Origin of the sequence: Metaplanococcus flavidus (assembly GCF_042675885.1) — a bacterium.
Taxonomy (GTDB): domain Bacteria; phylum Bacillota; class Bacilli; order Bacillales_A; family Planococcaceae; genus Planococcus; species Planococcus flavidus.
Genome location: NZ_JBHTKI010000019.1, coordinates 19249 through 33778, shown reverse-complemented (window position 1 = coordinate 33778; position 14530 = coordinate 19249). Strand labels below are relative to the sequence as shown.

Sequence of the window (14530 nt, the reverse complement as noted above, 5' to 3'; positions counted from 1 at the left end):
CCCCAAATTTAGTGAAGAATATAACTCCAAAAGGGACCCAAAAATAATTTCAATAAGTAGAAACATCAGTTACTACTGAAATCTAAATTGGTCGGCTGTGCCGGAAGATTTTCCTCTGAAAGCATGTTCGTTGTAGGAACTTTGTCCGTCACGACTTCAAAACGGAAGCCATCCGCCCAAACTTTCCCCTTCCCGATCAGTAGGACACCGAAATGGATAGAAGCACTATCTTCTGGTACATCTAAAACCAGTGAGTAATGGTTCCAGTCTGTCGTCCCTTGAATGGATCGATTATCCATATTATCGAACTGGACTGTGTCACCATTACCATTATCAATCCGAAGCCAAGCTCCGCATTTACTCGCATCTTCTGTTTTTAGGAAGCATGACAGCTTCAATCGCTCCCCTTTATACTCATGGGCTTGGAATCCTTGCATCATTGTAGCGAATTGCTGTTCATTTGCATCTCCCTTTGCATATAGCAATCCTGATTGTGTTCCTGTATGGCAGACAGTTGAATCTGGAACTAGTCCATATAATTCCGGATTAGACCCACTTAAACTCCAACCTTTAATCTGTTCACTTGTATTCATCTTTTTCTCCTCCTCACTCATTTTTACAATCTTCATCAGTTTTCGGTATTTTCCCGGCGGTACGGCGTATACTTCCTTAAAAGATCTGGTAAATGCCTCCTGGGATTGAAAATGAAATAGAAAAGCAATCGTCAATATCGTTTCGTCGCTATGTAATAGAAGTATTGCAGCCATCGTCAATCGACGCAGACGAATGTATTCACCAATCGACTTACCCGTCTCTTCCTTAAAAATACGAAGTAAATGGAACTTTGAATAACCAATCACAGCCGGGAACGTATTGAGTTGAATTTCTTCCGTCAAGTTACCTTCAATATAGGAAATGGTTTTCTGTGTAACTTCACTATACTGCATTCTGTTCACCTCAAAATCATCATATCGCATACAATAGGCATTTTTTTGATTGTTCTTGCTAACATTATAAATCCTTTGATTGATCTATTTAAATTTCTTTGATCTAATTACAAGCGATTCATTAAGAACTGGAAGGTTTCTCCCTTATTTACCTCAAGCATATCACTCAATGACATAAAGCTGTTTTTGATTCCTGTAAAACATTACGATAGAAAAAAAACCGTTCGTAAAAGTACACTTCTGCGAACAAAAAAGAAAAACTGAGCAACTAACTAACAAGTTGCTCAGATTTTGCTTCGATCTGTTCAGATATGCATCTAGAAGATTCAATGCCTGCTATAATTCTTCCTTTTTTTTCTCCCTGTACTTCTTCACTTTTGAAATCGTTCCGCACGCTCTTCCGTGTGGACTCTTCGCATTCATGCTGCACCATTTTTTGGTCGCGCTTTTTGACTGGTCAAAAAATGCCCATTTACAGTCCGGACAAATCTTGATCCTATGGAATGATTTGGCTTGAATCAGTTGTAAAACATCAACTAGCACCTGATTGATTAAGCTATCGGTTTTGGAGTAAAACCTTACTTCAGCAGCCGCCCCCTCCCCATTTTCTTTGATGGTGAAATCAAGGTCCCTTTCGCTTATCCAGGTATTGATTTCCTCCTTTTTACTTACTTCGATTGCGCTTCTGAGTCCCGTTCGGAAATTTAGAATCTCTTCCAATAAATCGTCGCTTTGTCGATCCGGATAAACTGCGTTCATAAAGTGGGCGAGATCTGTGGTTTTCTCTAAATGCTCCTTTGGCGTTCGTTCTTTATTCGGTATTTCCCATGTATTTAAGAAGGACACCACGCGTTCAGCTGTCTCCATATTGTAACCACCTATTCATTTTACTGGTTGCTTTTCTTTCCAGTATAGCATATGATGACAATAATTAAGTAACCTTCTAAAATTTTAGATGGTTACAAGAGGGGCGTGCACCTAATGAGAACTTCGTTATCCATTTTATTATTATCAGCTTTTTTAATGAATTTGGCCGGATTCGCCGTTATTTCATTTTTGGCTGTTTACCTATCCAATACGTTGCATTACTCGGCAGCTCAGACCGGGACAATATTGTCTATCATGATTTTATCTTCAAGAGGGCTTCCGTTGCTCACAGGCATCTTAGGTGATAAATATGGTTATAAGAAACTGATGGGCGTGGGATTAGTAACGAGAGGAACAGGGTTTATCCTGTTGGCATTTGCACCGTCCTTTTTCTGGACAGCTATCGCAGCCCTTTTAGTAGGGATAGGTACGGCTTGCTACGAACCTTCCGCGTTGGCCTTTTTCTCGTCAGAACCACATGAAAAGAAACGGAAAGAAGCCTTTACCTATCTCAACTTCGCCTTAAATGGCGGGGCAATTGTCGGTCCCTTGCTTGGCGGATTACTCTTATTGTTCGATCCTCGGTACCCTTTTCTGATCAGCGGCTTGGTTTTTTTCTTTCTCTTCTTCATCCAATTGTCCATGATCCAGGAAAAACGCACGCCTAATCTAATTCAACGGTCGATTCGGTCGGATCTTAGCCAGTTATTTTCAAACAAGTCTTATTTATATTACTGTTTCTCAATGATTTTCTTCTGGTTTATGTTTGCGCAATTAACCGTAGCTATCCCCTTACATATGTTCGTTATTTCAAAAAGTGAAAGTCTTGTCGCCTTGACGATTACCGTAAACGCTTTATCGGGTCTTTTGCTTATGTTGCTGTTCCGGAAACTTTTTCTCTCCGTTCATTCTTTCCGATTGATAAAGGTAGGAATGCTTGTAATGGCAAGTTCATTTCTTTTCATCAGCTTTAGCAGCTCCCCTTACTGGCTTCTTGTGTGCATTGTCGTATTCACAATCGGGGAAACGCTTGTATTGCCGTCTTCCGATATTGCCATTTCGGAGTTTACAAACGGAAATTCTCCTGGAATATACTATGGTTTCTTTGAGCTTTCGTTTGCATTAGGTGCTACGTTGGGCAATTACACAGGGGCTTATTTTATAAATGATTCTTCGACGACCTTTTGGCCATGGACAATATTCTTTATCATCGGACTAGTTGGTTCTATTTTGGTTGGCAGACTCAAGGTGCTCGAACGAACAAAGGAACTGTCGGAACACTTTCAGCACCAATCCTAAAATATAGGTGCCGTTGCATAATAGATCTCTTGCGCAGCATCCCTTTTCAAACCGTTCGTAAAAGTACACTTATATGAATGAAAAAAGGAAGAGACTTTCTATAAAGTCTCTTCCCTACCGATAATTCCTCATATGTAAATCAAAATTATAACTAAGCTTGTGGTTTGAAACTTTAGAGTAAACCCTTTTGAATGTATCTTTTTCTCTAACATTATTAACTTCATTTAACTTTCTGACGTGATCAATATGGGGGCCTGCCAACCACTATATGGGGTTTAACAACGATCAACGATTCACTTTGCCATTTCAGTTCCCCAAAAATCTGGAGTATGCATTTGCTTCTCCTTCCACCAGTAGTTTATTTACAATTCGTATCCCTTCCCATAATAGCCTTCACTGTACAATCGAAATCCTTCGACGCGATGAACGCCCTTTAACAACGCTGTTTTTTTCCGGCTGGGTATCTTTTTTGGAGTTTTTCCTGCTAAAACACAGCCTCATAGTTTTGAGCATGAATCTGTTCAAGTGAACGGTCTACTAGCTCCAGAATAATATCCTTTGCGAAAGGAGAAAATTCTAGTAAAAAGGGTATCGCATATAAATGAATAAGTTGCTTGAATTCCTCAAACTTCGCTTCAGTAAATTCTAAGAGAAAAAATGAGTGGAATCCATAAAATACAGGTAGTAAATCGGGAAACATTTGCTCAACAACCGGACCAGCATGTTAAAAGGTTAAATAGAGCCACCAATAAATCGGTGGTTTTTAAATATATTAAAACGTAAAGTTAACTTTACTTATAGTTAACTTTACTTTACTATAAGTCAAGTAAGGTTAACTAAGGAGGAGGACATAGTGAGTGAAAATAAGGTTTTATCAAATCGCATACGCATTTTAAGGGCTGAAAAAAAAATGACGCAAAAGGAATTAGCTGAAAAGGTTGGCGTTAGTAGGCAAACTATTATTTCCACAGAAAAAGGAAATTACACGCCATCATTAATTTTGGGGTTTGATATAGCTAATGTATTTAACGTAAGAGTTGATGAAGTTTTTCAATATGAAAAAATAAAGGAGGACTTATAATGTCTGTCTTAATGGAAACAAGTATTTTAGTATATTTCTTGATTTTTATGGCATCTGTTTTTTATAGTTTAAAATTTCAATTTGGAAAGGAAAGTAAGGATGAACGAGGTAAAGGGATATTAAATACTTCATACGCATTTGCTTATCCGATAATTATTTTTGGTTGGTTGTTTATTACATTAACAGATGAATATATGAATCCCTTTTCTTTAGGGGACTATAAAATAGCTATGTTGTTTTTATTGTCTGGGACAAATATTATTCATGCAATTATTCTATTTAGTTTAAAAAAGTTCTTTTGATGTCTCAATAATAGGGTGTGAATGTGAATAAATTTTATTTACCTTGTTGAAGTAAAAAGGTGCTTTAGTAAAAAGCGGACATCAAAATAGAATGGGCTTGGAGATACATTTCCAAGCCCATTTTTATATGCATTTATTTTTAAAAACATAGTCTGGAAGTTTAGCTTGTCTGCGGTTTTCCATGTTCCATGAACGCTTGCCAAGATAAGCATTCGCTTTTACTTCCGATAGACTCATGATATGTAAACCTCAAATTAGAAACGGATGGATCCTTCATATGAAGCTTAAATAAGACAACTTATATCCTTATTAAACCAAAGCCTTTCAAGACTATCACTTAAAGTAGAGACAAGTACGTTGGTTTCAATACATTGACTAAGGGATTACGATGCAAACGCTACATCCTTATCTTCTCGCTTTGATTTTTTCGCGAACTGTTCCACCAACTTGATTTTCACTTCTTGAAAACCTTTCCGTTTAATACCTTTCGCTGCGCTTGAATCGCCTGAATGATTAAATTGATTCGTTCCACAGTATCTTATACGATTAACGAAAATTATATCCTTTATTTTTTTAGTTTATTATAAAATTCTACTAATTGTTTCTTAACTAAAAGTAGATTTTTTGATAGAAACATTTTCTGGATATTGCTCTTCAATATCTTGTAGATTATACAACATTGATTTTAGTAGTGTTTGAGCTTCTACACTAGTTTCAAGTGTATCAGGTAAATACATTTTAATTAAACCATCCTCTTTCTCTATTTCTACTTCTTTATTGCATATTCTTATAATGGAGTTGATAGTTCCGATTGTTAAAGTTGAAATGCTCGCACAGACAATATCCTCGCCGTAGTTTGAGAATAAGGCGTGTCCTTCGACCGTAAATCCTTTAATATTTATATTATGAAATACAAATTCTACTAGTATCAAATCAAATCTCCGACTTTCGATGAATTTTTTTGAGGTTCATAACAAATTAGATGAAATGACCTTATGTATAATATTAACAAAGATTACCACCAATCCGATGGAAAATAAATTGCGGAATCCTACTTCTCAATTTTCTTCAAAGCTTTCGTAAAAGTACACTTCTGTAAACAAAAAAGAGAAGAGACTTCAAATGAAACTCCTTCTCTTGATAGGTATTGATATGTAAAATATGCACTACACACCGACTCTAAAGCCATATCGAATAGTCTTTTGAATGTATCATTTTTTTAACGATTTCAATTTCTCTTCGTCTTTTGTTCAAGTCAATGAAATGGAGGTTCTGAATGTAACTTAATTATACTTAAGTTACATTCGCATTCTTTTCTTGTAAATTCTTAAAAGTCAAACTATTTCCAAAAAAAATATTTTTAAGAATTATGTGTATTTTAAAAAAATATTTAATTTACTATATTTACAAATTATACAAGTTATACAAGTTATAGTAACTTAATTATAACAAATGGAGGAGGGTGAAAATGTACAAAAAGATTTTAATATTATTATTGGCAATAGTTACCTCGTTTGCTACAGTCAGTGCTGCTTCTGCTTCAACAGTCGGCATTAATTCTGTTACACCGGGCGATGGAGGGAATGGGTATCCGTACAAAGGAGCTAAAAAGACAGAAACCATCTACGTTACAGCAAGTAATCTAATGACAGTGGGGGGTTTGCCAGCTGCTGGGCAAGCTGTTAGTGGTGCTAAAATTAAAGAAGCTGCTATCAAAAAACTCGGGAGATCTCATCCCTATATCTTAGCGGCTTCGGGACTCTCATTCCTGACAGGAGCTTACGCTTCATTGACAGGTTATACAGGATACAGAATATCACTTACTTACACATATCAAGTAAATGAAAGAGTTTTTGATGGAACTCATTGGGTCAATTACACTGGTTGGGGAGTCCCTAGACATTCGGTTACACGTTATTGATAAAAGAGCAGCAGAACAGGTGGTATCACCTGTTCTGCTGCTCTTTTGAATATTTAAAAGAAATAAAGTACAAAACAAAAGCTAGGGCTCCGGAAATCATTATTAAAGCATTAGACCTTTCTTCTGAAGCGACAAAGAATAGGTTGTATAATAAATAAATAAAAATAATTGCTCCTATTATTCTGATAATAGTCCTCATCGTAAAGCCTCCTCTATGTCTTTTTCAATATAACTTATTTTTAAATTTTATAACAATTAATGGTTTCTGGAAAGAATGATTTCTTTTCAGAGAAGAGCGTTTAATATCGAGCTTTGATTTGAACTAAAAATCCAGTAATATTCTTTGATTTCCCTAGTCCTATGGTGTAATAGTCATCTCCCATGCGCTCGTTGTAAGAAGAAGCAACCCCCCACCGTCGCCATCCTCTCTCACTTTCTTATTCTTTCCTTTTACTGAGTAATCATTTGAATGTAACTTAACTGCACATAAGTTACATTCAAAACCTAGTCTTTGCCCCAAAACTTCCGTTTGGATTTTGCCGGGGCTTTTTTCAATTCGTCGAGATCGGTTTGCAGCTGCTGGACGATGGCCAAAAGCTGTTCTTCTCGTTCCTGGCTCTTTTCTAGTTCAGTTTTCATGTCCGCAAGTACTTCGGTATGATCTACGGGATTTGGCAACTGATTTTTTGGCTGCTGTTCCATGAGTTGCTGCAGGTCGCGGATTTTTGATTCTGCCCCATAAGCAACTCGACAATCTGATTAAGGGATTGCGGAGCAACCACCAAATCAGTATCCATCCGTTTTACTTCTCCCCCGAACCTTTCCAGCAACTTGGCCTCTACTTCTTCAAAGTCCGTCCGTTTGATTCCCTTCGCTCGCTGTCTACTCATTGAAATGACGGCTCATATCAGAAAAAACTAGTGAGTTTTCGTTTTATTCGCTACGAAAACTACTTCAAGTACACTATTCATCAGGTTAATTCTACTTTCCCATTCCACTATCTCTGACGACCTATTGCAGGAAGCATTCAAATTATCATCGTAACGCAAGCCATTAACTCTAATAGAACCTAATAGCGAATCTGTTTGAAAAACTAACAGCGGCCACTCCGCATCCGTCATAGAATAGGAATCATTTGTATGTTTATTTATCACCTGAAGCGCATCCCGACTCATGCCAGCAGATCCAGCCGTGATATCGACATCAAAATTACAAAATGTCGAAAAAACGCTATTTGCTACTTGCTCCGTTTTTTTCCATGAAGTTGGATGTGTATCAAAAGCATAGTCTGTCCTACCAATAATGATGTAGTCAGCATTCGATGCAAACAGACTCTCCTTTAAGGCGATTAATTCACTTGGATGATAGGTAGCCCAAGTCAAAAGCCGGTCCAAATCGCAATAATGAAAATGAGTGTTTTCGCTCACTTCGATCGCGATTTTCAATGCACTTCTCCTGGCGTGAGCCACCCCTTTTTTCTCGATTTTAAAAACCTTAAAATCCAAATCCATTAGACTTTTCTCTACTTGAGAATCTGTAACATTACTAATCACTGCAATTTTTTCTAGATAGCTTTGTTCTATAGTTTCTTGGGATTCGTATATTTTCCTGATAAATAATGGATCGTGGGATGGTTTATGCATAATGGTCACTAAAGTCAGTTCACTGATTCTCATATGATTTTTACCTCCAAAGAAATTTATATAAGGAGAGAATTTGCATTATTTATAACTTTAAAAGCATGCCCCAGCACCTTCCCCTTTATCTATAATTGATGATATGTAAAACTAAATTCACTATTGTATTAATCCGAATAACGAGCCACTATGGACTATTCCTTGCCACACTCTAAACACCTGCGATCACTGTCATTCTCCCCATAAATCCTAAGTTCTTTTTCTCGTCCACAAACCTGGCAGCTTTCGAAATAGATCTGCGGTAAAATTCCCGCAGTTGCTAACGGAGCCCACTCATTTTCATATAGCTTTTTCGTCATCCCGTAATCAATCAGAATCAGTTTTCCATCTTGATCCAATCCATAGTTGCCACTGTCAAGAAGATCAAAGCCGTCGTATTTTTTATCTATTTCTTCTATTACCTCTCTCAGTTCATTTGTCGAACGGTCATCGGTTTCAAGTTCGATATTATACGTTTCGCCATTCTTTAGAGGCAATGGCTCATAAAAGGGTTGAATAGACAGTTTTTCGTCTGTATGTAATACAGGCGCTAAATATTGGGTCATTCCTTTTAGATTCAAATCACGGAACATTTCTTGTTCTTTTATGCTTTGCAAGTGCCCTATTTTATGCAAATTCTTTTTAACGACTAAATTTTTGTATCTATAAACTTTTCTTGTAGATCCTATTCCTATGAAGTTTTGACTGGTCATTATTTCTGATACTTTACTTATTACTTCTTCGATTTGATTCATCTGATTTTATTCCCTCCTTGCTCAATTCAAAAATTTATTTTATAAATAAGAATATTTTGATTTTATTAATTTTAACATAATTTCCCTTTACTTATTTTCAACAATAAAAAATAAGTTTTATAATAACCGTTCGTAAAAGTACACTTTTACGAACGCCCCAAAAGCACCCAAAAAATCATAAAATGAACGTTCGCAAATGTGTCAAAGCACTTTACGAACGTTCATTTTATTCCATACACCTTTACGAACGGTTTTCTGCAAAAAAAAAGCCCCGAAGGACTTTTTTTCTAGACTCCAGCCGCCCAGCTCTTCGTGCATAAGCCAACTCGCTGATCTGTCTTATACCTTTCAGAGCTTAACGGGCGCTATCGCTTTTCTCAGTAATACCAGCTTCCGACAATCGGGTAGCTGAAATACTCGTCGTTCAGGGCGGAAATGATTCCGAGAATCGGAATAACTACGGCGACGATGCCCAACACGATCAACAGCGGAATACCGATCAATATGATGACGAGCAAGCTTGAAACGAAAAGCAGTACCCCCATCACGAGTTGGAACAGCAAAGCCTGGATCGACAAACGTTTGACGTCTTTGTCTTCTGAAATCAGGAATACGATAAACGGCACAAGAAACGGAGCAAAAAACGCACTGGCGTGGACGAGGACTTTCAAGCCTTTGGTTTCCATCATGCATTACCTCCAGTATTGGTAGTTCTTATACTCCTTAATACGGATGAACTGCAGCCAGGTTTCAGATTATTGGTTGATCCGTAAAATTACTTTGCCGAATTGCTTGGCACCTTTCAAATAATCGAACGCTTCCTGCGCTTCTTCCAGTTCGAAAACTTTGCCGACAACCGGATGCATCTCATATTGCTCCATATGGTTGAGCAATTCACGCAATTCGTCACGGCTTCCCATCGTTGAGCCGAAGAGCTGATACTGGCCATAGAAGAATTTCCGCAAATTGAAATCGACGACATCATCGGTCGTGGCACCGAAAGTGACGATGCGGCCGCCTTTTTTCACGATATCCAATGTACGGTTGAATGTCGCTGCCCCGACGCTGTCAATGGCAAGATCGACCGTTTCGTTTTCCAACTTTTTTACCCAATCACTGTCAGTCGCAATAGCCAAATCGGCGCCGAGTTCTTTGGCATGCGCCAATTTGTCTTCGCTTCTCGATGTAACAATCACCCGGGCACCAATATTTTTCGCAAACTGAATCAGGAAAGTGGCGACTCCGCTCCCCGCTCCCGGGATGAACAGCGTATCTCCTTTTTTAACCTGCCCTTTTGTAAACAATGCCCGATAGCCGGTCATAGCCGGCAGCGCCAGGCCGCCCGCTTCTTCCCACGTCAGATGCGGCAGCTTCTTTTCGACCTGTTCGGCAGACAAAGCGATTTTTTCTGCAAATGTGCCATGATCCGGCATGCCCAGAATATCGAATTCCGGCGGCGGCGCGTCACTATTGGCAAACCAGCGGAGCGCCGGATTGATGATGACTTCGTCTCCGACCGAAACATTCGTAACGCCTTCCCCCACTGATTCCACTATTCCTGCGCCGTCAGAACCGATGATGAGCGGTTCGGGTTTATTGCCATGGCGCTTTAATAGATTCAAGTCGCGATGGTTGATGCCCGCAGCTTTCAACGCCACTACCACTTCGCCTTTTTGCGCCGTTGGTTCTGGCATATCCGTTATTTTCAGTTCTCCTTGTTCAATCACAAATGCTCTCACGCTATTCCTCCTTCAAAATTTTCACTGAATAATTTCAATTGATCCATACTGATAATGTCCTGCGAAAACAGTGGAATGTATATCAGCTGCTGTTTCGGGAATGTTTCCTTGATCAATTCCATGTATTTCTTTTCGTGTTTTTTGCGTTCCATCAAAAAGTCGCCGTCCGCCTCTTCCGGCAGCACTTTATTGATAATCAGCGTTTTGACATGCAAATGGTATTGATGCAGCAATTCCAGCGCTTTTTTTGTCTCCAGGATCGGCAGGCGTTCCGGATTCAATACAAAAATAAAACCGGTCTCGTCTTCATTCAATAAAATATCGCGCGCTTTTGAAAACCGCTCCTGGCGCTCCCGCAGCACATCGTAAATTGGATCTTCGCGCGGTTCACCATCATTCAGATGCGCCGAATAATTTTCGTTCGTCTTGCGCCGCTTATCAAGCAGTCCTTCAATCCAGACACCCATCAATTCGGGCAGCGTCAAGAGGCGGATTGTGTGGCCGGTCGGCGCTGTATCAAAAACCAGTTTATCGAAATTCTGGCGCTCTTCCAAAATGATGTGGATGAGCTTATCAAACAGGGCCGCTTCGTCCGCACCCGGAGAAGCTTTCGCCGTATCGAGCTGGCGGTTCACTTCCTCCATCATGCTTGTATGAACCGTTCCTTTGATATTGTCTTTTACGCCTTTGATGTATTTTTCGGTTTCTATTTCGGGATCAATTTCAAGTGCATACAGATTCTTGGCAATTTCTGTCGTATTGCCCCCGATTTGCTGATTGAAGATATCGCCAACGTTATGCGCCGGATCTGTCGAAATCAGCAAAGTTTTAAAGCCGCTGTCAGCGGATTTCGAGGCGATGGCGGCGGCCGACGTCGATTTGCCGACGCCGCCTTTGCCCCCCACAAAAATGATGCTTTTTGATAAGACGTCCATTCATATTCCTCTTTTCATTGAAATCAGCAGCAGCGGATTCCGGATAGCGGTGATTTTTCCATGCCCATACGCAAATGCCAGTCGTGGAACTCCTCGATCATATAAGGATACAGTTCGAGCGTGTAGTAATAGGCGGGATTGGGGATTCCCAGCATTTCCGAATAAAGCATCAGCAGAAACAAATCATCTTCTGCCCGCAGCTCCCGCGCGATTTCCGTTTTATGCGGATGTTCCAGCACTGCTTCGTACCATTTAACCAGTTTTACCAGATTGTCGTATACCGGCATTTTTAACACCTCACTTATTAATAAGAAATGCGACAGTGCCCGTTAAGCTCTGCAAGGCATAAGGCAGACCAGCGAAGTGGCCTTGGCCGCCCAGCTGGACTGACTTATGACCCGAAGAGCTGGGCCACTGGAGTCTGGACAATAAAATGCGAAAGGGATCACATTTAGTATGATCCCTTTTTCGCGAATATTCTATTTATTAGTCTTCGAGATTTGCTGGATTGTCTTTACTGGCCAGAACCTGGATAGCTGTAATAATGATCCATAAGGCGAAGACAAAGATGATCGCTCCGAACACGAACAGCAGCATATTGGGAGCTGCAGCGTACCATGCCCATTGCAGGAACACCTGCTGGAACATCGCCCAAAGCGTCATGAACATCAGGAAGATCATCGGTATGATGGTGATCGTGTAGTTTCTGCCAAGTTTTCTGAGCCAAATGGAGACCAGCAGCAAACTGATTCCTGCCAGCAGCTGATTCGCTGTTCCGAATAACGGCCATAGCAGGTATCCACCGGAACCGAAACCATTCGGGCCTTCAGGAATCAATACAAGTGCAGCACTCGCTACAACAGCAATTGTAGTGGCAACATGTTTTTTCTCCAATGCTGGAATCTTATACTCAGCACCCAGTTCCGAGATGATATAGCGCATCAAGCGGACAGACGTATCAAGTGTTGTTGCCGCAAAGGATACAACAATAACCGAAACGATTGTTGAAGCGACGGCAGTAGGAATCAATAAGCCAGTAGCCAATTGGGACGCACCTTGGATAAATGACCCAAGACCGGATCCACTTGAAGCAGCAAAACTGCTGTAAGTGGCCAGGAATGCCTCGCGGTCAGGGAAAAATGTGATAACGGCAATAATCGAAATCAATGCCAGGATTCCTTCCCCGATCAATGTAAACATAGACCATCAACACGATAATCCAGATAAAGAACGCTGTCGAAATCGCCCCGAGACCGAACAGGCCGGCAGCATCTTCTCCGCCCATATAGCGAACAAGGTCAATTTGAAGAAATTCGTATTGGCTTGAGAAAATCGCAGCACCATACATAATTACCAAAGCGATTAGAGAAGGCACAAGCATTTTAATGTTCTTCTTGTACACGGCATAACCGATCCAGATTGCAAGCGGAATCTGGATAAATACCGGAATGACACTTGCCGGGAACGAGATGAACAAGTTCGCGATAACCCAGGCAAACACGGCATTAACCATAAGCACAAGAATCAGAATGATGAATAGAAATAAAATTTTCCCGCGTTGCCCGATCAAACGGTGAGCAAGCGTTCCGACCGATTGTCCTTTGTTGCGGACAGACAGGACAAGTGTCCCGAAGTCATGCACGCCGGCAGCAAAAACTGTACCGAAGACTACTCATAATACGGCAGGCAGCCAGCCCCAATAGACGGCAATGGCTGGTCCAAGAATCGGAGCAGCTCCGGCTACGGATGTAAAATGGTGACCCCACAAGATAAACTTATTGGTCGGAACAAAGTCGACATCGTCTTTAAATTTATGGGCGGGTGTTACATAATTCGGATCCAGACGGAAAATTTTCTCTGCTACAAATTTAGAATAAAAGCGGTAACCTAGCGCAAAGATGAAAAGTCCGATGGCGGCAAGAGCATTCAAATCTCTCAACTCCTTTTCTTTCTATAATAGGCAAGCGCTTTTGTGCTTGCCCATTAATAATAGATTAATGAAATAATTTTTTAAATGTTCCGTCAATTAAAAGTGAAGTGAATTATTTACAGTTTTTTCGTAAAGCTTCAATTTGGTGTAAACCGTTTCAAGAACAGGAACTGCAACTTCCAGTTCATGCGCTTTTTCCAGCAGATAGCCTTGCAGATGGTCCGCCTCAATCGGAACGGATTTTTCGGCATCGCGCTGCATCGAAGATTTCATCCCTTCTCCCATACTGTTGAGCTTATCCAATAGTTTTTCGGAGATACCGGGTTCAACTGGCGCACCGAATTTCAACATCACTTCTTCAAGTTCTTTCAGCAATGCTGCAATGGTCCGCTGACCGGATTCGAGTTGCCGGATGGGACCGATTGGCTGTTCGAACAAGGTGGTGATGCCGGACATTGTGGTGATGAACAGGTATTTATGCCACATCTCCTGTTCAATGTTACCGCTCAAAACAAAATCCGCTTTTGTCCCATCAAAAGACTTTTGGAGGCGCTTGATCCTGTCGATGGATTCACCGCTGCGTTCGCCGTATACCAGCTGATTCATCGGACTTGCCTGGACAATCGCCCCTTTTTCGTCGAGGGTCGCTTCCACAAAACACAAACCGCCGATGACTGATTGCTCACCGAAAGCTTCAACCAATTGATCGACATGCGCTATTCCATTCAGCAGGGGCAGCACCATCGTCTCTTTTCCGACAAATGGACGCACATCTTCGATAGCTCCTGCGAGCTGATAAGACTTTGTTGACAGCAACACCACGTCATATTCCTGCGCCTTGCTGTTTTTAGTGATCAATGGCGGTGTCAGCCGGCAATCGCCATTTACGCTTTCAATGTTCAAGCCGGTTGATTCGAGTTCTTTCTTTCTTCTGTCGCGTACAAGAAACGTGACATCTTCACCTTTTTCAAGCAGACGGCCGCCAAAATAGCCGCCGATTGCCCCAGCACCTACGACTAGTATCTTCATTGCTGTCCCCTCCTTTGGAGTAACTCTTTATTTTAAAACTCTCACCTAT

17 protein-coding genes and 1 pseudogene are annotated in these 14530 nt (G+C 40.6%); 4 read left to right on the top strand and 14 right to left on the bottom strand.

What is annotated here, in order from left to right:
* Positions 1–65: 65 nt before the first annotated feature.
* Both ACFQ1X_RS12125 and ACFQ1X_RS12120 read right to left on the bottom strand, forming a co-directional pair.
* Positions 66–947: a helix-turn-helix domain-containing protein gene (locus ACFQ1X_RS12125; RefSeq protein ID WP_144839334.1), complete on the bottom strand. Its 882-nt coding sequence runs from the start codon at positions 945–947 to the stop codon at positions 66–68.
* Positions 948–1283: 336 nt separating this feature from the next.
* Complete coding sequence (locus ACFQ1X_RS12120; protein ID WP_144839336.1) at positions 1284–1814, bottom strand: CGNR zinc finger domain-containing protein; 531 nt, start codon at positions 1812–1814, stop codon at positions 1284–1286.
* Positions 1815–1928: 114 nt separating this feature from the next.
* On the opposite strand from ACFQ1X_RS12120, the gene ACFQ1X_RS12115 reads away from it, so the two are divergent.
* The 3 genes from ACFQ1X_RS12115 to ACFQ1X_RS12105 all read left to right on the top strand — a co-directional run bounded on the left by ACFQ1X_RS12115 (position 1929) and on the right by ACFQ1X_RS12105 (position 4496).
* Positions 1929–3113 carry an MDR family MFS transporter gene (locus tag ACFQ1X_RS12115; protein ID WP_144839338.1) on the top strand — a complete coding sequence of 395 codons (1185 nt, stop codon included), beginning with the start codon at positions 1929–1931 and terminating at the stop codon, positions 3111–3113.
* Positions 3114–3966: 853 nt separating this feature from the next.
* Positions 3967–4194, top strand: a complete 228-nt coding sequence (locus tag ACFQ1X_RS12110) for a helix-turn-helix transcriptional regulator (protein WP_144839340.1) — start codon at positions 3967–3969, stop codon at positions 4192–4194.
* On the top strand, positions 4194–4496 hold the full coding sequence (locus ACFQ1X_RS12105) for a hypothetical protein (RefSeq protein WP_144839342.1): 303 nt from the start codon (positions 4194–4196) through the stop codon (positions 4494–4496). Before ACFQ1X_RS12110 ends, ACFQ1X_RS12105 begins: the two co-directional genes overlap by 1 nt.
* 605 nt (positions 4497–5101) lie before the next feature.
* Here the strand turns inward: ACFQ1X_RS12105 and ACFQ1X_RS12100 are convergent.
* Positions 5102–5428, bottom strand: coding sequence for a ribosomal-processing cysteine protease Prp (locus ACFQ1X_RS12100; RefSeq protein ID WP_379082727.1), 327 nt, complete (start codon positions 5426–5428; stop codon positions 5102–5104).
* 536 nt (positions 5429–5964) lie between these two features.
* Between ACFQ1X_RS12100 and ACFQ1X_RS12095 the strand changes: the two genes are divergently transcribed.
* Positions 5965–6417, top strand: coding sequence for a hypothetical protein (locus ACFQ1X_RS12095; protein ID WP_144839346.1), 453 nt, complete (start codon positions 5965–5967; stop codon positions 6415–6417).
* Positions 6418–6442: 25 nt separating this feature from the next.
* Here the strand turns inward: ACFQ1X_RS12095 and ACFQ1X_RS12090 are convergent, their stop codons facing one another.
* The 11 genes and pseudogenes from ACFQ1X_RS12090 to ACFQ1X_RS12040 all read right to left on the bottom strand — a co-directional run bounded on the left by ACFQ1X_RS12090 (position 6443) and on the right by ACFQ1X_RS12040 (position 14481).
* Positions 6443–6616, bottom strand: a complete 174-nt coding sequence (locus ACFQ1X_RS12090) for a hypothetical protein (RefSeq protein WP_379082724.1) — start codon at positions 6614–6616, stop codon at positions 6443–6445.
* 305 nt (positions 6617–6921) lie between these two features.
* The gene (locus ACFQ1X_RS12085) at positions 6922–7056 is read right to left on the bottom strand and encodes a hypothetical protein (RefSeq protein WP_379082722.1); all 135 of its coding nucleotides are present in this window, start codon (positions 7054–7056) and stop codon (positions 6922–6924) included.
* A gap of 23 nt (positions 7057–7079) precedes the next feature.
* Positions 7080–7307, bottom strand: a complete 228-nt coding sequence (locus ACFQ1X_RS12080) for a hypothetical protein (protein WP_144839348.1) — start codon at positions 7305–7307, stop codon at positions 7080–7082.
* A gap of 27 nt (positions 7308–7334) precedes the next feature.
* Positions 7335–8093, bottom strand: a complete 759-nt coding sequence (locus tag ACFQ1X_RS12075; RefSeq protein WP_144839350.1) for a hypothetical protein — start codon at positions 8091–8093, stop codon at positions 7335–7337.
* Between the two features lie 155 nt (positions 8094–8248).
* Entirely contained in the window at positions 8249–8848 is a 600-nt protein-coding gene (locus ACFQ1X_RS12070; RefSeq protein ID WP_379082718.1) for a protein kinase, read from the bottom strand.
* 377 nt (positions 8849–9225) lie between these two features.
* Positions 9226–9534 (bottom strand): DUF4870 domain-containing protein, encoded by a 309-nt coding sequence (locus ACFQ1X_RS12065; RefSeq protein ID WP_144839631.1) that lies wholly within the window; start codon positions 9532–9534, stop codon positions 9226–9228.
* Positions 9535–9603: 69 nt separating this feature from the next.
* Positions 9604–10587 carry a zinc-binding dehydrogenase gene (locus ACFQ1X_RS12060; RefSeq protein ID WP_144839352.1) on the bottom strand — a complete coding sequence of 328 codons (984 nt, stop codon included), beginning with the start codon at positions 10585–10587 and terminating at the stop codon, positions 9604–9606.
* Positions 10584–11522, bottom strand: coding sequence for an ArsA family ATPase (locus ACFQ1X_RS12055; protein ID WP_144839354.1), 939 nt, complete (start codon positions 11520–11522; stop codon positions 10584–10586). The genes ACFQ1X_RS12060 and ACFQ1X_RS12055 overlap by 4 nt, the downstream gene beginning before the upstream one ends.
* A 23-nt stretch (positions 11523–11545) precedes the next feature.
* Positions 11546–11809: a cory-CC-star protein gene (locus ACFQ1X_RS12050; protein ID WP_144839356.1), complete on the bottom strand. Its 264-nt coding sequence runs from the start codon at positions 11807–11809 to the stop codon at positions 11546–11548.
* A gap of 199 nt (positions 11810–12008) precedes the next feature.
* A pseudogene (locus tag ACFQ1X_RS12045) lies at positions 12009–13452 on the bottom strand (carbon starvation CstA family protein).
* Positions 13453–13548: 96 nt separating this feature from the next.
* Entirely contained in the window at positions 13549–14481 is a 933-nt protein-coding gene (locus ACFQ1X_RS12040) for a ketopantoate reductase family protein (RefSeq protein ID WP_144839358.1), read from the bottom strand.
* Positions 14482–14530: the final 49 nt, after the last annotated feature.